19 protein-coding genes are annotated in these 19,823 nt (G+C 57.4%); 7 read left to right on the plus strand and 12 right to left on the minus strand.

The window, feature by feature from the left end:
- The first annotated feature begins 41 nt into the window (after positions 1–41).
- A complete protein-coding gene (locus tag RRU01S_RS21575; RefSeq protein ID WP_045232316.1) occupies positions 42–650 on the plus strand; it encodes a TetR/AcrR family transcriptional regulator in 609 nt (202 codons plus the stop codon).
- Positions 651–765: 115 nt separating this feature from the next.
- Here the strand turns inward: RRU01S_RS21575 and RRU01S_RS21580 are convergent, their stop codons facing one another.
- Together RRU01S_RS21580 and RRU01S_RS21585 are read right to left on the minus strand one after the other, a co-directional pair.
- A complete protein-coding gene (locus tag RRU01S_RS21580; protein ID WP_045232284.1) occupies positions 766–1,185 on the minus strand; it encodes a type II toxin-antitoxin system VapC family toxin in 420 nt (139 codons plus the stop codon).
- On the minus strand, positions 1,182–1,436 hold the full coding sequence (locus tag RRU01S_RS21585; RefSeq protein ID WP_045232285.1) for a FitA-like ribbon-helix-helix domain-containing protein: 255 nt from the start codon (positions 1,434–1,436) through the stop codon (positions 1,182–1,184). Before RRU01S_RS21585 ends, RRU01S_RS21580 begins: the two co-directional genes overlap by 4 nt.
- A gap of 612 nt (positions 1,437–2,048) precedes the next feature.
- Between RRU01S_RS21585 and RRU01S_RS21590 the strand changes: the two genes are divergently transcribed.
- Positions 2,049–2,831 carry an HpcH/HpaI aldolase family protein gene (locus RRU01S_RS21590; protein ID WP_045232286.1) on the plus strand — a complete coding sequence of 261 codons (783 nt, stop codon included), beginning with the start codon at positions 2,049–2,051 and terminating at the stop codon, positions 2,829–2,831.
- Between the two features lie 800 nt (positions 2,832–3,631).
- Here RRU01S_RS21590 and RRU01S_RS21595 read toward each other — a convergent pair.
- The 6 genes from RRU01S_RS21595 to RRU01S_RS21620 form a co-directional block, all read right to left on the minus strand.
- The gene (locus RRU01S_RS21595) at positions 3,632–4,690 is read right to left on the minus strand and encodes an ABC transporter ATP-binding protein (RefSeq protein WP_045232317.1); all 1,059 of its coding nucleotides are present in this window, start codon (positions 4,688–4,690) and stop codon (positions 3,632–3,634) included.
- Positions 4,691–4,739: 49 nt separating this feature from the next.
- Complete coding sequence (locus tag RRU01S_RS21600) at positions 4,740–6,476, minus strand: ABC transporter permease subunit (RefSeq protein WP_045232318.1); 1,737 nt, start codon at positions 6,474–6,476, stop codon at positions 4,740–4,742.
- Positions 6,477–6,596: 120 nt separating this feature from the next.
- Positions 6,597–7,667 carry an ABC transporter substrate-binding protein gene (locus RRU01S_RS21605; RefSeq protein ID WP_045232287.1) on the minus strand — a complete coding sequence of 357 codons (1,071 nt, stop codon included), beginning with the start codon at positions 7,665–7,667 and terminating at the stop codon, positions 6,597–6,599.
- Between the two features lie 68 nt (positions 7,668–7,735).
- Positions 7,736–8,941, minus strand: a complete 1,206-nt coding sequence (argE, locus tag RRU01S_RS21610; RefSeq protein WP_052816190.1) for an acetylornithine deacetylase — start codon at positions 8,939–8,941, stop codon at positions 7,736–7,738.
- Complete coding sequence (locus RRU01S_RS21615; protein WP_045232288.1) at positions 8,938–11,280, minus strand: glycoside hydrolase family 3 C-terminal domain-containing protein; 2,343 nt, start codon at positions 11,278–11,280, stop codon at positions 8,938–8,940. The genes argE and RRU01S_RS21615 overlap by 4 nt, the downstream gene beginning before the upstream one ends.
- 118 nt (positions 11,281–11,398) lie before the next feature.
- Complete coding sequence (locus RRU01S_RS21620) at positions 11,399–12,352, minus strand: LysR family transcriptional regulator (protein WP_045232289.1); 954 nt, start codon at positions 12,350–12,352, stop codon at positions 11,399–11,401.
- A gap of 281 nt (positions 12,353–12,633) precedes the next feature.
- Here RRU01S_RS21620 and RRU01S_RS21625 point away from each other — a divergent pair, with 281 nt between their 5' ends.
- The 4 genes from RRU01S_RS21625 (at position 12,634) to RRU01S_RS21640 (ending at position 15,700) form a co-directional block, all read left to right on the plus strand.
- Positions 12,634–13,884, plus strand: a complete 1,251-nt coding sequence (locus RRU01S_RS21625) for a flavin-containing monooxygenase (RefSeq protein WP_045232290.1) — start codon at positions 12,634–12,636, stop codon at positions 13,882–13,884.
- Between the two features lie 56 nt (positions 13,885–13,940).
- A complete protein-coding gene (locus tag RRU01S_RS21630) occupies positions 13,941–14,354 on the plus strand; it encodes a RidA family protein (RefSeq protein ID WP_045232320.1) in 414 nt (137 codons plus the stop codon).
- A gap of 83 nt (positions 14,355–14,437) precedes the next feature.
- Complete coding sequence (locus RRU01S_RS21635) at positions 14,438–15,115, plus strand: DUF1028 domain-containing protein (protein WP_045232291.1); 678 nt, start codon at positions 14,438–14,440, stop codon at positions 15,113–15,115.
- Between the two features lie 381 nt (positions 15,116–15,496).
- A complete protein-coding gene (locus RRU01S_RS21640; RefSeq protein WP_045232292.1) occupies positions 15,497–15,700 on the plus strand; it encodes a cold-shock protein in 204 nt (67 codons plus the stop codon).
- 259 nt (positions 15,701–15,959) lie between these two features.
- Here the strand turns inward: RRU01S_RS21640 and RRU01S_RS21645 are convergent, their stop codons facing one another.
- From RRU01S_RS21645 to RRU01S_RS21650, 3 genes are read right to left on the minus strand one after another with little or no spacing between them, the layout of a single operon-like run.
- Positions 15,960–16,691 carry an alpha/beta fold hydrolase gene (locus tag RRU01S_RS21645; RefSeq protein WP_327787162.1) on the minus strand — a complete coding sequence of 244 codons (732 nt, stop codon included), beginning with the start codon at positions 16,689–16,691 and terminating at the stop codon, positions 15,960–15,962.
- Complete coding sequence (locus RRU01S_RS26780; protein WP_327787161.1) at positions 16,601–16,858, minus strand: alpha/beta fold hydrolase; 258 nt, start codon at positions 16,856–16,858, stop codon at positions 16,601–16,603. The genes RRU01S_RS21645 and RRU01S_RS26780 overlap by 91 nt, the downstream gene beginning before the upstream one ends.
- Before the next feature lie 18 nt (positions 16,859–16,876).
- Positions 16,877–18,328, minus strand: a complete 1,452-nt coding sequence (locus tag RRU01S_RS21650; RefSeq protein ID WP_234901986.1) for a CYTH and CHAD domain-containing protein — start codon at positions 18,326–18,328, stop codon at positions 16,877–16,879.
- A 117-nt stretch (positions 18,329–18,445) separates the two neighbouring features.
- Here RRU01S_RS21650 and RRU01S_RS21655 point away from each other — a divergent pair, with 117 nt between their 5' ends.
- Positions 18,446–18,883: an NUDIX hydrolase gene (locus tag RRU01S_RS21655; RefSeq protein ID WP_045232322.1), complete on the plus strand. Its 438-nt coding sequence runs from the start codon at positions 18,446–18,448 to the stop codon at positions 18,881–18,883.
- Positions 18,884–18,949: 66 nt separating this feature from the next.
- On the opposite strand, the gene lepB is transcribed toward RRU01S_RS21655, so the two are convergent.
- Complete coding sequence (gene lepB / locus RRU01S_RS21660; protein WP_052816192.1) at positions 18,950–19,774, minus strand: signal peptidase I; 825 nt, start codon at positions 19,772–19,774, stop codon at positions 18,950–18,952.
- Positions 19,775–19,823: the final 49 nt, after the last annotated feature.

Raw genomic sequence — 19,823 nt, forward strand, 5'->3', positions numbered from 1 at the left:
TTCTGGATCGAATAGTACAGAATCAATCACGGAGGCACGATATGGCTCGAACTGGGCGGCCAAGGGCGTTTGACAGAGACAAGGCACTGGATGCCGCGATGATCCTATTCTGGGAGCAGGGCTATGAGCCGACCTCTCTCAATCAACTGAAAGCCGCGATGGGAGACATTTCTCCGGCAAGTTTTTATGCGGCCTTCGGGTCTAAGGAAGCCCTCTTCGACGAGGTCGTCCTGCGCTATCAGGCCTCCTACGGGCGCGTAACTGCAAGCCTAAAGAATGAGGCTCTGCCACCACGCGAAGCTATCGAGACGGCTCTGAGGCTTTCCGCAAGGATGCAAACCGACAAGACGCATCCGCCAGGATGCTTAATGCTCCTGGGGGCCAACAACTGTGCGCCCGAAAATCGTCACGTAGATGATGTGCTCGCAGCGGATCGGATGCGAAATCGTGGGGGCATCGAAACCTGCATCAGGCGTGCAGTCGATGGAGGAGAGCTTGTCAGCACCACGAATGTACGTGGGTTGGCGACCCTGTTTCATACCTTCCTGATGGGTATCGCATTTGAAGCACGGGACGGTGCTGATGGCGGCGATATCAACGAAGCTGTGACAGCATTGATGCAGATATGGGATCGGCACATGGCGACGTGAGAGTGGCCTGGGCAAAGGGGCGGTACTGGATGACTGCTTCGGGGCGACTGCAAACCAATTGTGTTTAGCTAAGCTCTTGATGACACTCGAACCAGCGACCTGTAATTCTAAAGACTTAGGCGGACCAGGGATTGATAACTATCAATCCGGCAGCTTCAAATGGGCTTGTATCTCGGGTTGCGACCGCGAGATGGTTTTCTGCAGCCGTAGCAGCAATATATCCATCAGCCTTCCCGATCGCCTTTCCGGATGTTCGCCCGCTGGCCATCAGGTCCGCGTAGAATTGGGCGGTACCTACATTAAAGGGCAGAATGCGCCCTTCGAAAATTGGTAGAACTTCACCTTCAAGGCGATCGTGGAGAATTGTCTGACGCTTTCCCGATGGCATTGAGGCAATCCCGAAACGAAGTTCGGCAATTGAAATCGCGGAAATGAATAGCGTTTCGATGGCCTGTGCATCCAGCCAAGTCAGCACAGCGGTATCAGGAGCCGGCTTCCAAGGCTCAGATATTACATTAGTGTCGAGCAAGATCATTCGAAAGTCATCGGGACTGCCGGGGTGCTGTCGCGCTGTTGTTGCAGCGCTTCGACGTCGCTGTTTGACATTTCGGCGTCACGGCCAATGGCCGCGAGAAGCGAGCCGAGTTTCACGCGTCCATATGGACGAACAGCGGCTTCGAGAATGTCACGAATTTCGGCCTCGGTACTACGACCGTGGTAAGCTGCTCTTGCGCGTAACGCTCGATGAGTTTCATCAGAGAGGTTTCGTATGGTCACCGCCGCCATTTATCCGATCCTATCTATATTTTTGTTGTGATATCACTACCACGGAAATGATAGCATTTTCAAGTCGTGCTATGAGAAGGAAACGGGTAATTGTGCGCGTTCTTCCGCCTGGAGAGGAATCGAACCGGCGACCCGGCTACGGTCGCTTCGCTCAACCAAAAATTATCTCACAAAAACAGTAATATGAAACATCGTCAGCGACTGGTCTAAGTCACGGAGGCGAACGTGGGGTTTGGGGCCGCATTGACGGATATTGGACTGCGCCAGACGACCGCATGATCGGCTACTTCGACCAGCCGTCGCTTCTTGGTTGACTGATCTTCGATCCCTAAGTTGCTGTTCGCTAAATGGTGAAAGACGCTGCTTTCACCGCCAGTTATGGGCGCGCAAAACGCCTGAAGGATGGGTTCAAGCTTGAAGTGCGACCTGCGTTGAATACCGCGCAAATCTACCGCAGTTTTTCGTTTCTAACAAATCCGTCGTGTCGAGAAACAGGCTACCGAGATTGCGTAGTAAGGTGTCCGCTTTCTCGAAGTCAGCAAATGAGAAGATTTACGATTTACGTGCGTCGGCGTATGTAGGGTGCCATAGACTGCAAGTGAGTGTTTTAGGATGATTGGTAACCGTTTTAAAGAAGGACTTAGCAGGAGTGATCCGCAACTAGGCCTGTGGGTAAGCCTGTGCAACGCAGCCTCGGCGGAAATCGCGGCCGGTTCCGGGGCAGACTGGCTTCTAGTTGATATGGAGCACGCGCCGAACGAGATCTCGACTGTTGCGGATCAGTTACGAGCAGTTGGTGAAGCCGCCTCTGTCATAGTTCGCCCACCGACCTCAGAACCGGTAATTACAAAGCGTTTGTTAGATATCGGCGTTAAAACGTTGATGTTTCCTATGATAGATACCGCAGCGCAGGCCCGTGCAGCGGTAAGTTGGACTCGATATCCTCCGGAAGGGAAAAGGGGCATATCGAGTGTGGTCCGAGCCTCAAATTATGGTCGAGACACGGGCTATGTCGGGCGTACATCTACCGAAATATGCGTGATAGTGCAGGCTGAGACGCCGCTGGCCTTGGAAAACATTGAGGAGATTGCTGCGGTTGAGGGAATTGACGCGATCTTCATCGGACCCGGCGATTTGGCTGCATCAATGGGCTATCTCGGTCAGACTAATGCAGAGCCCGTCCAGCGCGCGATCGGCGAAGCGATAACGCGCATAAACAACGCAGGCAAAGGTTCTGGCGTGCTCGCCTACGGCCACGCGGCGACGACTAGAGCCATTGGCCAGGGAGCGGGTTTTGTCGCTGTAGGCGCGGACACATGGATACTCGCGCGCGAAACAAGTGCTCTGGTGGAGAGCTGCCGGTCGGGTTTTCCGGCCCGAAAGCCTAAGCCTTGACGTAGGGTATTTGCGGTGGAGGAGAACATGCCACGAAACTGTTAGTCTGCACATAGGAAGTACTGCTGGTCTTTTAGCCGTCCGTCACCTTTCGAATATTTGGATGGGACTTGCTCGATACTAACAGATGTGGAATCTGTTCCTTACATAAAATGATATGAAAGCATCACAGAAACGCGATGCCCCGCGCGATAGCTTCAAATGGCAATCTCTATAATTTGTAGGCCACTAGATTAAACTGCGTAAACAGCAAGTGAGACGATGGCGGCAGCATATTTTTTCAGAAATTAGTTGGCTTATGATAGGGTAACGAAGGCATGCCAGCAAAGTTGGCTGTGTTTGCCTGAACAGTTTGCGGCATTTCGCCACGCCAAATTCCTCGTTGTTTATGTCGCGATCGTTACTAATTCTAGCGCGTCAAAGCAGGCTCGATGGGACGTCTGCCGGTGAAGGGTTGGTCCGGATTTCACGGCGTCTAGGCCGAGGTCAGGCAGAATTTACACTTAATCTCCGCTGAGCAGAGTTCGCACCCTCCCTCTATTTTTCAATTGGTAAGCGAGCCATCACTCCAGCTATACGATCAGAACAAAACAGAAAGATCTCGCGAAGTGCGGCTGCGGTAGAAGTGAGTTTATTCTAAGAAGATAAACAGCCACGGTTGGTTATACGCATTAACCGCAATGGGGCTAGATTCGGTGGAGCGCGTCTGGCCGGCTCAGTGCAAGCAACATGGTCAGCGCATCGTCAGCGCCAGGGTCGCAATCGTAAAAGAAACACAGGGCCGCCATCTCTCATGGTCCTCAGCTACCATCGACGAGGAACCGGGCGGCGTCTGGTGCCCAGCCGAAACGCACGGTAGAACCGACAGCCACGTCGGCTGCCGTCGCAGGCGCGCGGGCAATGATTTCCTGTTCGCCGGCGTTGATGATGACACGCAGTTCCGAACCACCATAGACGGTTTCACGGACCAGGCCTTCGCAGAAGCCTTCACCAAGGGTGATGACTTCCGGCCGAACGACGATCGCACCTTTCGTACCATCGGCAGGCAACTCGCCTACGATCGGCAGCTTGCCGATGGTCGTTTCCAACACACCTGCCTTTACCGTGCCGCGGATGATCGACGACACGCCGATGAAATCCGCAACGAACAGGTTCTGGGGCTCGTCATACATCTGCCGCGGCGTGCCAAGCTGCGCGATCTTGCCGTCGTTCATCAGGCAGATGCGGTCCGAAAGCGCCAAAGCCTCCTGCTGGTCGTGTGTTACGAATATGATCGTCGCACCCGTCTCACGGTGAATCCGCTTAATCTCAATCTGCATCACCTCGCGTAACTTGGCATCAAGTGCGCCCAGCGGCTCGTCCATGAGGATGATTGCGGGATCGTAGACGAGGCAGCGGGCAAGCGCGACGCGCTGCTGCTGGCCACCGGAGAGTTGCGAGGGTGACCGCGCCGCAGCATGCGCGAGGCCTACGGTTTCCAGCGCCTTGGTCACCTTGGCGTCGATTTCGGCCTTCGGCAGGCTGCGCATTTTCAAAGCAAAACCGACATTTTCGGCGACCGTCATATGCGGGAAGAGCGCGTAATTCTGGAAGACGACGCCGATGTCACGCTTGTTGACCGGTGCGTGGGTCTGGTCCTTCCCATCGATTATAACGGTGCCCGATGTGGGCTCCTGCAGGCCGCAAATCAACTGCAAAAGCGTGGTCTTCCCTGAGCCGGATGGACCGAGCAGGGTGAGCAGCTCACCCTTGCGGACGTCAAGATCGACATGATCGAGCGCGATAGTCTGGCCGTAGAGCTTGGCAAGGCCGTTGACCTGAAGCTTGAGTTCCGAAGTGTTGGCAAGGGCAGCTGACATGTTGAATGTGGTTCCTTTTGTCGTGTTGGGATCGGAGGCGTTGCGCATGTCAGCGCGGCCTCGCCTTTTCAGCGATGACGAAGAGTACTGTCACCACCGCCACGATGAAGACCGAAGCCGCAGCAAGGGTCGGGGAAATGCTGAGAATGATATCGTCCCACATCTGCTTGGGCAGCGTCTGCTTGACGCCAGCACCGACGAATAGCGCGATGGTGAGCTCTTCGAACGAGTGCAGCAGGCCAAACAGAAAGGCTGCGATGGCTCCACCTTTGATAAGTGGCAAGAGGATGAGACGGATCTGCTGCCAGCCGTTCGCGCCGAGCGTTCCCGCCGCCTGCAGAAGACGCCAGTCGAAACTGCGGAACGTGGTCAACAGTATGACGAAGACGATCGGCATGGCCGAAAGCGTGTGACCGAGAATGATGCCGGTATTGCTCGCGATCAGGCCGACCTTTGCCAGCACGTAGAACAGCGACACACCAATAACGATATTGGGAACAATCATCGGCAGCATAAACGACAGGAAGATCAGGCCGCCAGCCTTTCGCTGCGTGCGTGCCAGCCCGTAGGCTGCCATGCCCGAGATTATGGTGGCGACGACACCGGTGATGATTGCGATCACGGCTGAACGGGTGGTTGCTCCCATCCATTGGTCGGAGCTCAGATAGGTCTGGAACCAGCGAAGCGAGAAGCTCTTCGGGGGAAATTCGAGGAAACTCGAGCCTGAGAAAGCCATGGGTGGAAATGCCAGCACTGGCACGATCAGGATCGCGATAACGATCCAGACGAACGTCGTGAAGACGCCACGTCCAAGGCGGGCGGGAAACAGGTTGGCGACGAAATCACTGACAACAGCACCGATCTCGATGACCGCGCCGCCAATGGCGCCGATAACGCCGCCGCGCCTGGTTGCCACCCCATGGCCTGAAGCGGCCGACATGCCGAAGAAGCGATCATAGACGGCTATGGTGATCAGTGTCACGCCAAGGAGAAGAGCTGCAAGGGCGCCGCCAAGCCGCAGGTTGAACAGCTGCTGAACCTGGGTAATCATCATCTGGCCGATGACAGTTTCTCGTGGCGACCCCAGAAGAGCCGGGGTAATAAAGAAGCCGAGTCCCATCACGAAGATCAACAGGCCAGCGGCCGCAACGCCCGGCATCGAGAGTGGCACGAAGATCCGCCAGAAGGACTGGCTTCGGCTGGCACCCATGGTCATGGCGGCAGGAATCAGGCGACCATCAATCGACAACATTGTGGGCAGCATGGTGAGGATCGCAATAGGCAGCATGGCATGGGCCATGCCGAAGATGACCGCGCCGCGGCCGTAGAGGAGGTCGAGTTGGGTATCAAAACCCATGCCAGTCAGCATCTGCGCAACGATGCCCTTACGCGCAAGCAGGACTATCCAGGCGAAATTCTTTAGGAGCGGGCTGACCCAGAAGGGCAGCAGCACGAGCCACATGGCCAAACGCCGACGACGCTCGTCCATGCCGGCGAGCCAGACGGCGATCGGGTAGCCGACCAGTAGGCAGACGAAGGTTACCTGCGCCGAGATGGAAAAGGTATTGGCAAGCACCTTCACGTAAACGCCAGCGGAAAACATTTGCCGATAAACGCTCAGGTCGAAAGCGCCGGACTTCGGATCGACGAACGATTGCCAGATCAGCGCGCCAGCCGGCAGGATCAGCAAGAGAGCCATGTAGGCGAGCCCCGGCAGGGTCAGCCAGAGGCTATCCGCCCGAAGGCGCTTCCGTGAGAAGGTATCTTGGGCGGCAAATTCAGCCATGAAAATCCCGTTTGTTGAAATGACCCGTTCTGCATAGGGCAGAACCGAGCCATCCATTGTCAGACATGCAGTCCCGCCGAAAAGCGGGGCTTAAGCTCAGATGGTTGGTCCCGCTGGAAATCAGCTCAAAATCCACTGCTCGAAGCGCTGGGTCAGAGCATCCTGGTTTTCTGACCAGTAGCCAGCGTTCAGAACTGCGAGACCCTTGATGTTATCCGGAGCCGTCGGCAGCAGCTGCGCCTTTTCAGCGCTCAGGTGTTCATAAGCCTTCATGTTCGTCGGACCGCATGCAAGGATGTCCGTATAGGCGGCCTGGCGCTTGGCATCCAGGCACCATTCAATGAACTTGCGGGCCAGATCGGCCTTCTGCGTGTTCCCAGCGATGGTCCACCCGTCGATGTTGAACAGGCCGCCGTTCCAGACAATGCCAGCCGGTGCGCCGGCATTGATGGCTGCTTGGGCGCGGGTCGACCAGGTCGACATCATGTCCAGTTCGCCGTTCTGGAGAAGCTGGGTCGCGTGAGCGCCTGAAGTCCACCAGATGTCAATGCTGGACTTGACCTTGTCGAGGCTCTTGAATGCGCGATCGACGTCGAGCGGATAGAGCTTGTCGAGCGGAACACCGTCCGCGAGCAATGCCATTTCCAGCGTCGTAACCGGGCTGCGCCACAGGCCACGACGGCCCTTGAAAGCTTCCACGTTCCAGAAGTCGGCCCAACTGGTCGGAACCGTCTTTACGGTATCCTTGCGATAAGCCATAGCGAGCGCAAATATCGCGACGCCAGCAAAATCCTTTTCGAACGTGTGCGGCGCAAAGTCGGCCTTGTTGGGCACCTCGATGTTGAGTGGCAACATGTAGTTGTCGCCAAGCTTTCGGATCCGCAGCACGTGTTCAGGCGTCATTAGCGCAACATCGAACAGCTTGGTGTCGGTATCGATCGCCATCTTGAATTGCGGGATCGGATCAGGCTCGTTGGTGTTGGTCTGGATCGTGACACCCGTCTCAGCCGCGAAAGTGTCGTAGAAGGCGACCTTGAAACCATCGTAAAAGGCGCCGCCCATATCGCGCACGACCAGTGTTTCGCCAGCAAATACGCGGTTACCTTTCAGAATGACCGGAGCTGCAAGCGCCACCGCAGCAAGCCCGGTAGTCGCCCTCATGAAACCACGGCGTGACATATTGTTATTCATTTTTACCCTCCGGCGTTTTATTTGACCTTCGTCAGCTTTACTGTTCCCGCCGCAGCGGCTTCGGTAAATTACATTTTTCCGTGCATCTGCTTTGGGACATGCGAAGCAAGCGGCCGACGGCTTGCGCAAAACCGAATGAGAGCGTCGGCGAGTACGGCATCACAAAGGGCAAGCTGCGTTTCCTCGATGAATTCGTCCGGACGGTGCCCCTGATCCATGCTGCCAGGACCACAGATTACTACGGGAACGTCAAGCGCCTGCGCAAACAACCCCGCCTCGGTACCAAAGCTGACGCGGCAGACCCTTGCCCCCTTCGGCAAGCATGAAGCAAAAGCCTGAACGACTGGATGGCCGACATCAATCGAGTGTCCCGGATAGTTGCCGGTGATCTCGATATTGATCGATGCTTCCCTGAAACGTTCCTTATGCGGGGCGACGGCTGCGGCACCCGCTTTTCGGATTTGTTCGACCAGACCCAGAGGATCGTCAGCCGCCATCATGCGGCATTCCATCAGCAGTTCCGCCTGATCCGGAACCAGATTGACTGCGGTTCCGCCCGACAACTTGCCGACATGCACCGTTGCGTATGGTACCGAATAGCCGGGTTCGCGCGAGCCGCGAACCTCGATCTCGTCCTGCAACTTCCGCAAGCCCGATATGAAGTCTGTGGCGATATGAAGGGCATTGAGTGCCAGCGGGGCTTCAGCGGAATGGCGTGGAACGCCCCTCACCTTTACATTGAAAGCCATCTTGCCCTTGTGGCCGAGACCAAGCTGCATCGACGTCGGCTCTCCGACGACGACAAGGTCCGGCAGGATGTTCCGCCCGGCAATTTCCTCCAGCATCGGCCGGACGCCGACGCAGCCGATCTCCTCATCGTAGGAGATTGCGAGCCACAACGGCGCAGCTAGGCTTTTAACATCGGTCGTCTGAGCCAGTGCCACGGCGGACGCGACAAAGCCTTTCATGTCGGTCGTGCCGCGCCCGTAAAGTTTGCCGTCCATGCGGGTCAGGCTGAACGGTGGAACGGTCCAGTCCTGACCTTCAACCGGCACCACATCAACATGTCCAGAAAGCATAAGCCCTCCCGGCGCGTCCGGGCCCAGACGGACCAGAAGCGCTGCCTTTTGGCCGGTCGCATCACAGAATCGCTCGCAGATGGCACCCGCATCCGTCAGCGCCGTCTCGATCTCGTTGATCAGCGGCAGGTTCGTGTCGGAACTGACAGTGGGATGCGCCACCAGCCGTTCCAGCCATTCCTGCGTGGAACTCACAATGCTGACTCCGCTTGGTCCATCGCCGTGTTGATTTCGACGATGAGACCCGCAACGTCGACTTCCGGAATGGAAACGCGAAGACGGCGCTCAAGCGAGGTAAAGATGCCGAAGAACGAGTTGGAGCAATGGTTGAGCATGCGCATTGCATCCTCTTTCGAAATATTGCAGCGGTTCGTCAGGTAGTTGCAGATATGGTCGCAGGCGATCGTGTTCGGTAGGACGTAAGCCGGCTGGGTATCGTAGGCGATGCGACGGAAAGGAAGGACCGAAGGCTTGATCGTCAGCTCAGCCGACAGCATCGGATCGCGCGAAGAGGCACCGACCACCAGCCGTGCTTGGACACCTTCCAAAACCCAGCGACCGAGCGCCGGATCCCAGATCGCCAAATCAGACCCTTTGATGGCGATTTCAATCCGCTTGCTTTCGCCCGGCACCAGCACCGGCTTGGCAAAACCCTTGAGTTCCTGCGGCGAACGCTTGAGGCGATTGCTGGCCGCCTGTAGATACAGTTGCGCCACTTCGGCTCCCGTCCGGTCTCCGGTATTCGTGACGGTAAAAGCAACGGTGAGTTCATCCTTAAAACCAATTTCAGCGGACGATAGGCTGAGGTCAGAGTAAGCGAAACTGGTGTAGCTCAGGCCATGGCCGAAGGCGAACAACGGCTCTGTCTCGCGCAGATCGTAGGCGCGGTATCCGACATGGATGCCTTCGCCATAGACATGAACGCCGTTTTCGCCCGGATAATGCAGGAAGCCGGGGACGTCGGAGAGACGCTTCGGGAAAGTCACGGACAGCTTGCCGGACGGATTGACCTTGCCGGTCAGTACGTCGGCAACGGCACCACCCATGGCCTGGCCGGAGTAGAAGGTGACGAGTACCGCCTTCACCGCGTCGACCCACGGCATTTCCACCGCATCTGGGCAGGCGATCACGACCGCCACCTTTTCCGAAACTTCGGCGAGAGCTGCGATCATCGCATCCTGACCGGGGCCAAGCGCCAGCGTGGTGCGGTCTGAACCTTCACCGTCATAGGCGCCTTCGGTCGAGGTATAGACCAGAACCAGATCCGCCTTGCGCGCAAGCGCCAGGGTCTCGGTATCGGCTTCTTCGCGGAATGTCAGGACGTGGCTTGTGCCCAGCGCCAGTTCCAGCTGTTCCAGCGGTTGGTCCACCATGGTCGGGATCGTCGTGGCGCAACCGGACCCCTGAATCACCGGCGTTCCGGCGTCGCGACCGACCACCAGGATCGTATTCATCTCCGGCCGGATGGGCAACAGACCTTCGTTGCGCACCAGAACCATCGAGGCCGCGGCCATCGCACGCGCTTCGGCATGATGTTCCTCGGATGTGTAGACTGGCACCGGCTGGCTGGCGCCTTCATTGCAGCGATCGATCATCGCGAGCATCCGACGGCATGACAGGTCCGCGACCTCGGCCGGTACAGCGCCGCTGTCGAGTGCAGCGAGAAGATCAGCCTTGCGGCGCGGACTTTCCGGCATGTCGAGATCGCCACCGGCCATCAGCGAGACCGGACGGTCCTTGATGCCGTGCCAGTCGGAGACGACGACGCCATCAAACCCCCAGTCGTCACGCAGGACCTCGTTAAGAAGCCAAGGATCCTGCGAGGCCTGAACGCCGTTCAGGCGGTTGTAGGAGGACATGACCGTCCAGGGCCTGGATTGTTTGATGGCGATCTCGAAACCCTTGAGGTAGATTTCCCTTAGCGCACGCTCTTCAATAACGCTGTCCATCGTCGTGCGCTCGACCTCGGAATTGTTGCAGGCAAAATGCTTGAGCGAGGTTCCAACACCCTGCGACTGGATGCCCTCGATCACAGCTGCCGACAATTTTCCCGTGAGTAGCGGGTCTTCCGAATAATATTCATAGGAGCGTCCGGCCAGTGGCGTCCGGCGCAGATTGATTCCGGGTCCGAGCAGCAGATGGACGCCCATGGCGCGGCACTCCTGGCCAAGCAGGACGCCAAGCCGCTGCATCAGCCCCTCGTCCCAGCTGTTGCCCATCGCCGAACCGTTAGGGAAGCAGGTTGCCGGTTTCATTTCGCCCCAGGCGATGGCGACGTCGCTGGCACGCTGGTTGACCACCGACAGGAAGGCATCGAGATCCATACCGCCGCGCTCGTCGCTATCGATCTGCGGGATCGAATAGCGTACCCCGTAGGTGCCGTCGGTCATGACGATCGGCTTGATGCCGTAGGCGGGAACCGCTGCCGTCTTCCACATGCCGAAACCGGAAAGCAGATCGACCTTTTCATGGTTGGTCATCTTTTCAACAATTGATGCGACCGTCTGGTTTGCGGACTGTTTCTTATCTTGCATTCTGGACTCCGTGATGCGGGCATTCACCGCTGGACAGGCGGTGTTTGGCGCACACTGTCAGCCGGCGATCAAAAAGAAAAATAGGATAATCAAAACTGATGCTTTGAAAAAAGCGAGCCTAGCTCTTGCTTGTCCGACGCAGGTTGAGGATCGGGGCTTCCATGCCGGGCACGTAGTTGTCGGAAATCAGATTGCTGCAATGCTCTTCAAAAGTCCGCACCAGCCGGGTGGAGACCTGCTGGTTGACACGGATCAGTCCAATGCGCATCGGTTTATGCTCACCTGACAAACGCAGACTGACAAGCCGCCGACCATCCAGGGCGGCTTTGTTCTTGGGCCGGACATTGGCGAGCGTGTAACCGTAACGGCTGGCGACCATCGTGCGGATGACTTCCTGATGCTGGATCTGCGCTACAATGTTCGGGTTGGCACCGGCGGCGGCGAAAAGCCCTAGAAAATAATCCCGGGATAGGGGCAGATCGAGCAGTATGAACTCATGCTCCTCCAGTTCGGCAAGCGAGATTGCAGAACGTTCCGCCAACGGATCGGTCTCTGCGACCTGCACATAGGGAGGCAGTTCGGCAAGGGGGGTAAACTCGAAACCCTCGGGAACCGACAGATCGTAAGAGAGTGCAATATCCAGCTCGGCACGCTCCAGCCGCGCCAGCAGCGTACGATGATCCGCGACTGTCGGACGGACAATTGCGCCTGGATAGGCAGCTTTGAAGCTTTGGCTCACTTCCGGCAGCAACATGGGTGCAAAGGTCAAAAGACAACCAAGTGACAGCGTTCCGCGGATCTGGTCCGTTGCCTCGGATGCGGTCGTGTAGAGGTTCTGGACCTGCTCGATCACAGCCTTGGCCTGCAGCAGCAATTTCTGGCCGGCCGGGGTGAGCGACAGGCCCTGCGCATGGCGACGCAAGAAGAGCTGGGTGTTCAATTCGAGCTCTAGCTGCGAAATCGCGGTCGAGATCGAAGGCTGCGATACATGGATGCGATCAGACGCAAGTGTAATCGAGCCAGCTTCGGCCGTGGCAATGAAATATTCCAGCTGACGCAGTGTGAAACGCATGTGAGGCCCCGATCCAGATATCGCTCCCGACGACCGCCGGGTCAACGGATGCCGATACGAAAGGGTGCGCAAGCAAACTTACTATTTGCCGCTCGGTAAAATGTAAATGTTTTCCCTTTGCCCGCTCTACCGTCAGTCGCAAAGGCTGGCGGCCCTGCTTTCGGCAATCCTAACCAATGCTGCAGCAAATCGTAATTTTCTGAATGCCAACCTTTCGCTAGAGCGGAACAATCGCTGATGCCGATCGGCAGGTCTTTGGCCAAACAGAAAAGGACGAATGCATGTCAGTCGAGAGAATTCATACCCTGGTCGTCGGAGCTGGTCAGGCAGGCGTGGCCATCAGCGAACACCTGAGCCGAAATGGCGTTGACTACATCGTACTTGAGCGCGGCCGCATTGCCGAGCGTTGGCGTTCGATGCGCTGGGATTCATTGGTTGCCAATGGTCCGGCCTGGCACGACCGTTTCCCGGGCATGGATTTTCCGGGTCACCCGGACGCATTCGTGCCGAAGGATGGCGTCGCCGATTATTTTGCGGCCTATGCCGATATGCACAAGGCTCCGATCCGCTGCGGTGTTGATGTCACAGCGGTCGAGCGACTTGAGAGTGGTCCCGGATTCCGCGTCGAAACAACCCAAGGAGTGATCGAGGCCCTCAACGTGGTTGCCGCTACAGGACCGTTTCAAAAGCCGAGCATCCCGCCGATTGTACCTGCGGATGCTGGCGTCAGGCAGATGCATTCCAGCGAGTACCGCAATCCGTCCCAGCTTTCAGAAGGCACCGTGCTGGTCGTCGGGGCCGGTTCATCGGGTGTGCAGATTGCCGAGGAACTGATGCTGTCCGGCCGCAAGGTCTATCTTTCCGTCGGTCCGCATGATCGCCCTCCCCGCGCCTACCGCGGCCGCGATTTTGTGTGGTGGCTCGGCGTTCTCGGCAAATGGGATGCGCAGGCGCAGGCTCCCGGCTCCGAGCATGTGACCATTGCCGTCAGCGGCGCCCACGGTGGTCGGACAATCGACTTTCGCCGCCTGGCATCCCAAGGCATGGTGCTCGTCGGCATGACTGTCGCCTACCGCGACGGATCGCTTTCCTTTGCGAACGATCTTGCCCACAACCTTGATCGCGGTGACCAGAACTACCTGTCGCTGCTCGACGAAGCAGATGCATTCGTTGCCCGCAACGCACTCGATCTTCCGCCGGAACCCGATGCGCGTATTCTCGGACCCAAGGTCGATTGTGTCACCAACCCGCTGCGCGATCTGGACCTACGCGATTCCGACGTTCGCACCATCATCTGGGCGACAGGTTTCACATCGGACTATAGCTGGCTGAAGGTCGACGCCTTCGACGGGGCCGGTCATCCTAAACACCAGCGCGGTGTCTCTACCGAAAAAGGGATTTATTTCCTCGGTCTTCCATGGCTCTCCGGCCGCGGTTCCAGCTTCATCTGGGGTGTCTGGCACGATGCCAAGCATGTGGTTGACCACATCCTGATCCAGGACACTTACCTCGCCTACGCGCCGCAACCCTGATCGACCGGTAGAGACCTACCGGCATCCCCCGCATGAACAATCCGATGGAGAAAAGAATGGCACATACGCGCATTCGCAAGTTCAACACCAAGGAAAGTTATCCCGAGCAGAAGCTCGATAACGACCTCAGCCAGGCCGTTGTCGCGCGCGGCACGATGATCTTTCTGCGTGGCCAGTGCCCGCAGGATCTGGATACGGCTAGGAACATCGATAGCCACGATCCGGTCGAGCAGACCCACAAGGTAATGCAGAACATTCGCCAGTTGGTGCAGGAATCTGGCGGGCAGATGGAGCATGTCACTAAGCTCGTCGTGTATCTGACCGACGTTCGCCACCGCGAGGCGGTCTACCGCACAATGGGCGAGTATATCAAAGGCGTCTTCCCGGTCTGCACCGGCCTCGTCGTTGTTGCATTGGCACGGCCGGAATGGCTGGTGGAAATCGATGCGACGGCTGTCATCCCCGACTGAAACGTTTTGGTCGACGGCATCCTGACACACCGATGCCGACTACAGACCGGCCGACATCCCATCACGTTGATACAGGAGTTCCCATGACCTTCTCCATCGTCGCTCGTTGCGAGCAGACCGGCCAGTTCGGTGTAGCGATATCGTCTTCCTCTCCTGCCGTAGCCGCCCGCTGCGCCTGGGCGCGTGCTGGTATCGGTGCCGTCGCGACGCAGAACGTCACCAATCCTGCGCTCGGACCGAGAATGCTCGACGAACTTGCTAAAGGTGCGAGCGCACCGGACGCCGTAGCGACGGCGAGACAGAGCGATGAGTTTCCAGGCTATCGTCAGTTGTTGGCGGTTGATGCGCAGGGTAGCATTGCCATTCATTCGGGCCCCAATGCTCTTGGAACCTGGACCTCGGCGGCGGGTCGCCAGTGTGTTGCCGCCGGCAATCTTTTGGCCAATGACAGCGTGCCCAAGGCGATGATTGAGTCCTTCGAGGTGACTCCGGGTGCTTTGGGAGACCGGCTGATCGCCGCGCTCAGCGCAGCAGTCAACGCGGGCGGTGAAGCAGGTCCAGTCCGATCTGCAGGCCTGTTGATAGTAGACAAGGAAATCTGGCCATATGCTGAATTGCGGATCGATTGGCTCGAGAAGGGCTGCCCTATCGCAGCGGTTTCCCGTGCTTGGGAGGTCTACAAGCCGCAGGCACAAGACTACGTGACACGAGCTCTTAATCCCGTGGCTGCGCCATCTTATGGTGTGCCCGGTGACGAGTGATACCGCTTGTCGTCACAACATACGGTGGGCGGTTCAGGGCTACAGAGGGTTGGTCGAGGATGTCTCAATGGCGGCACCTGCTGACAATCGGAACGGCTGGTCTTGAATGGAGTCGAACTGTCGAACCGCTAAGTTTAAACCAAATGAAAAATGAATGATCAGATAAATCACAGAAGCTTAGTGTGCAGTGAACTGGGTTCGACTGGCGATAACTTGGCGTTATAAACTGAGAACGCTGTCCAATCCCAGAGAATGCGAGCCATTCGGTGATCGCCTGATCGAACTCCTCTGTTGAGGTCTCCCGGTTCTTGATGAGCCACTCATCTCGTTGTAAAATGACAACTCGTTGCGGCCATACCGCAGAAATCAAGAGGAGCGACCATGCCGACTGGTACCGTCAAATTTTTCAACGACGACAAGGGTTTTGGTTTCATCACGCCCGAAAGCGGCGGACAGGATGTCTTCGTACACGTGTCTTCCTTGCAGCGAGGTGGCTCTCTTCGTGAAGGAGACAAGGTCAGCTTTGAGATTGGTCAGGACCGCAAAACCGGCAAATCGAAGGCTGAGAACGTCAGTGTGCTTTAGTCCTTAAAAGATTGTCTCACACCGAGCGACGGTGCGCCACCGGTCCCAGTGACCTTGCTCCCAGGATGTGTCTTGGACTGGCTGGAATTTCGGCAGAAAATCGAGCCTAAGAGAGGGTCGGGCCAGAGGGCGGCGAGCGGCTCCGGCCGGCCCCGAATGGCTCACCATCTGCACGATTTGTTGCGAAAGCGCAGGCACAGTTGGCGACGTGTTTGACCTTGATTGGTTGAGCAATCATAGTGCGTGCCCGGCGCGCTACTCAATTCCCCTCGCTTAGTTTCCTGATAGCATCCGCGAAACTCGTCGGCGCTTCCTGCGGCACGTTATGCCCGACCCCAGGCAGTACGCGACGGTCGTAGAACCCGGCGAACTTTTGAGTATCCTCGTCTTTTTGTGAAGGAGGATCAACACCATCGTCGGCGCCAAGCACCACAATGCTCGGAACCGCAATATCGGGTTGGCGCGCTAGTCTCGCCTCGATTTCTGCATAGGCCGGATCGCCTCCAATGACGCCATAGCGATGGCGGTAGGAGTGAATCACCACATCTACGAAGTCGGGATTGTTGAACGAGGCTGCGCTTCGCTCGAACGTCTCGTCACTGAAATGCCAGGACGGCGACCAAGTCTTCCATAAAAAGCGAGCTATCTCGGCCCGCTTCTCGTCTAGGCCTTTGCGACCGCGCTCTGTGTGGAAGTAATATTGATACCAGTGGCGTGCTTCCTGATCCGGCTTTCCCGGATTGGCGGCGCCAGCGATGTCTTGGATGTTGTAGCCCGTACCGGCACTCAAAAGGCCGATCACCCTCTCGGGCCACAAGGCAGCGACGATGCAGGCGGCTCGGCCACCCCAGTCGTAGCCCCCGAGGATCGCCTTTTCGATGTAGAGGCTGTCCATCAATGCTAGCAGATCCGCGCCTGCTCCCCTGACCGCGGCGTTTCCTGTAACAGAAACCGGGTCGGGCCGTAGCCACGCAAAAATGGAATGATGCAATGGTGGCCAGCGCCAGCAAGATTGGTCACCACCTCATCATAGGCATGAGCATCGTAGGGAAAGCCATGAAGAAGAATGGTCGGGATCCCGTCCGATGGCCCCGCCTCATAATATGCGACATCAAGCACGCCTGCGGACACCCGTTTCAAAAGAATTGTCTGTGACATAAGCACCTCCCCTTGCTCTCAGCGCCAGAACCTCTTGGCATCGAGGACGTCGTCCAGCGCTTCTTGAGCCGCTCTGATCAGCTTCGCCTTGTCGGCATGAACGATCAGGTCATCCGCTCCGGCAAGACCCCGCAAACCATGCTCGTCGAGGACCTCAGGGCCGGTTGCCAAATCATTCAGAGCGCCGAGCTCGTCCTGCAGCGCTTCCATCGCAACAACGAAACGCTTGTACCGCCGCATGCCTCGTTTGTCAGGGAACAGAGAGCGGAAGAATTCCGCGGCATAGCGAAGCTTTTTCGCATCCTTGCGAGCCTCATGACGATGCTCATCGTCCACGCCAGACAGATCCTGACCATGCTTCTTGAGTTTTTTGCGCGCCTTGTCGAGCGCCTCGCCGGCAAATTGCCCGGCTGGACGCTCGCGCGCGTCTGTCGTCGCCGCATCGCTCAAATAGTCGCCACAGTGAAGCCACTCATTATAATCGAGCATGAGCGCCCGCGCCCGAGAGCTGTCGAGTGCCTCGATGACGTTGTCATAGGCGGCGGTTCTTTTTTCGGCGAGAGTGTCGCGCAGCTCACCTGCCTCGGCTTTCGGCAGAAGCACGTCGATATTTCTCGCTTCCCCGAGAACGTCAGCCAGCCACCGGAACTCGGCCGATAGTCTTTTCGCCTCGTCATCCTGCAGCATCGGCCTGAACAGGGTGATGGCAGAGCGGAGACGTCGTAGCGCGACACGAGCCTGGTGCAGCGAGTCTTCGTTTCTCCTGCTGCGCAGGATTGTCTCATTCAAACGAAACTGTCGGAAGCACGAGGAGGCAATCGTCTGGAATGCTTGGCAGGCACTAGCCCCACGATCCAACTCGACCGGATCGGCTTTGACGACAGCGCGCTCGGCCTCCAGCAGACGAAACCCTCTCTCGGCTTTCGACAGGACCCCGAACCGGACCGGTACGATGCCTTCGATCTTTCGGGCCAGGGAGAATAGATCCTCCGGTTTCCCGTCCTTAAGTTCCAACTCCAGCTCGATGATCGGGGCTTCGCGGTCGACAGATCGTACCGATCCCCGGTCGAGTGCGACCTCAATGTTCGAACCGTTCTCTGTGACGTTCCAGATCCGCCGCTCATTGACGACGTCGAACTTGGGCCAGACATTGTTTGCCTGGTCGCCGAACTCGTTGATCAAGGGGCTTGTCATATCAATCACCGGGGTATCGCCGGTGACAGCGGTTTCCCATTCGCTCCGTGCGAAGATCGAGGCGCTTGGACCTGTCGCCTTCACGGTTTGCGTCCTCGCATCGCCGACCTTTCGGATCCGGAGCGTGAAGCCTTCCGCAAAAAATGCATTGTCACTGGTGTCGAAATAGGTTGAGGTCTGTTGGACCGTTTCATCGGGATCGCCAAGTAGGTTCGATGACATAAGACGCTCGAAACCGGCAGCATCAATTTCAAGTTTCAATTCGACTTCAGCCAATGCCACGCTCCTTGGTGTAATGCTTGACTGTTGAACGCCCGTCAGGTCGGTATAGTTCATCTTCCTGTAATCGTTATGACTGTAGCAAGGCCGCGTAAACATGAGACGGACATAAAAATGAGACGCCCCACCCAACAAAATAGCCATGACACGCACGGCGTTATCATTGAACAGGCTGGCGCTCTTTGTCTTCGTGTATCGCCCAAAGGCGAGCAGGAAATCCTTCTTGTCGGAAGTCGGCGCAGTGGACGATGGGGCTTGCCGAAAGGTCATATCGAGCCTGGAGAAACGTCTTATGAAGCTGCGGCGCGTGAGGCCTTTGAAGAGGCAGGTATCCGAGGCGAAATATCCGATACGATCGCTGGATCATTCGTCTATTCGAAAGAGAGCAGCCCCAACCGCTACAGGGTGATTGTCCATCGGCTTGCCGTCAGCTCGATTGATGACGCCTATCCCGAGCAAGGGCTTAGAGCAAGGCAGTGGTTCACCCACTCGGATGCCGCGAATGTCGTCGGCCACGAAGGCCTGCGTGAGCTGCTGCGAACATTGTGCTGACGGGGATGCGGTGCTGTGTCAAAGGCGGTAAGCTTACGTCGCCCGGTGGGTTCGAGGCCACCCGGTTCAGTCAATGGCAAGACCGATACGAGCCTTATCCTTCGATACCATGATCGTCACGATCCGTCCCGAGACGCTTTGCGCGGAGACGAACCCGTTCTCCCCCATCTGTCCTGGAAACCGGCTGTCGGCCGAGTTGTGACGGTTGTCACCCAGGACGAAGTAATGGCCTTCCGGCACCTCGAACGGGCCTGCATTGTCCATGCCGACGGATGAAGGTGCATCACTCATTCCAATCCGGTAGCGCCGCCCGCCGGGCGCGGTTTCCTCCAACACTCTCACATCCTTGTCGAAAATATCCTTGAATGCGCCATCGATCCGCGCCTGCGGAAGGGCATCCCCGTTGATGAACACCACGCCGTCGCGCAGTTCGACGGTTTCGCCGGGCAGGCCGATCAGGCGCTTGACGTAGGTCGTGGGCTTGTCGGTATAATTCTGCACGGTTTCGAACGTGATGATGTCGCCCCGCTTCGGCGTCTCGCCTTCGGCATAGCCCTTCCGGACAACCATTTCGCGTTCGAGCAATGTTGGCGCCATCGATGTCGACGGTTGCACGAATACATGCAGGCCGCAAAAATCCCGACGAAGGCGTTCTGCGTTACAATCGGATGGTGCCACCGCTGCGAGACCCGCCGCCGCCTTTCCGGCCAGGATGGCCAACTGCTTGGGATCGCTCTCCCAGGCCCCGCCTTGCGCAAGATAGAGCGGATAGGCAGGCAGGATAAAGGCCGTGAACTCTTGCACCAATTCAGACGGCACCTGCGCCGTTGCGGGCATCGACATCGCCACCACGGCCGCCAACGATATCGCGTAAATCCGAACCTGCACCATCACCGATCTCCGTTGTCTCCGTTCAAAATAGTCTATCACGCAACCCACG

Source organism: Agrobacterium rubi TR3 = NBRC 13261 (genome assembly GCF_000739935.1).
GTDB classification, from domain to species: Bacteria; Pseudomonadota; Alphaproteobacteria; order Rhizobiales; family Rhizobiaceae; genus Agrobacterium; species Agrobacterium rubi.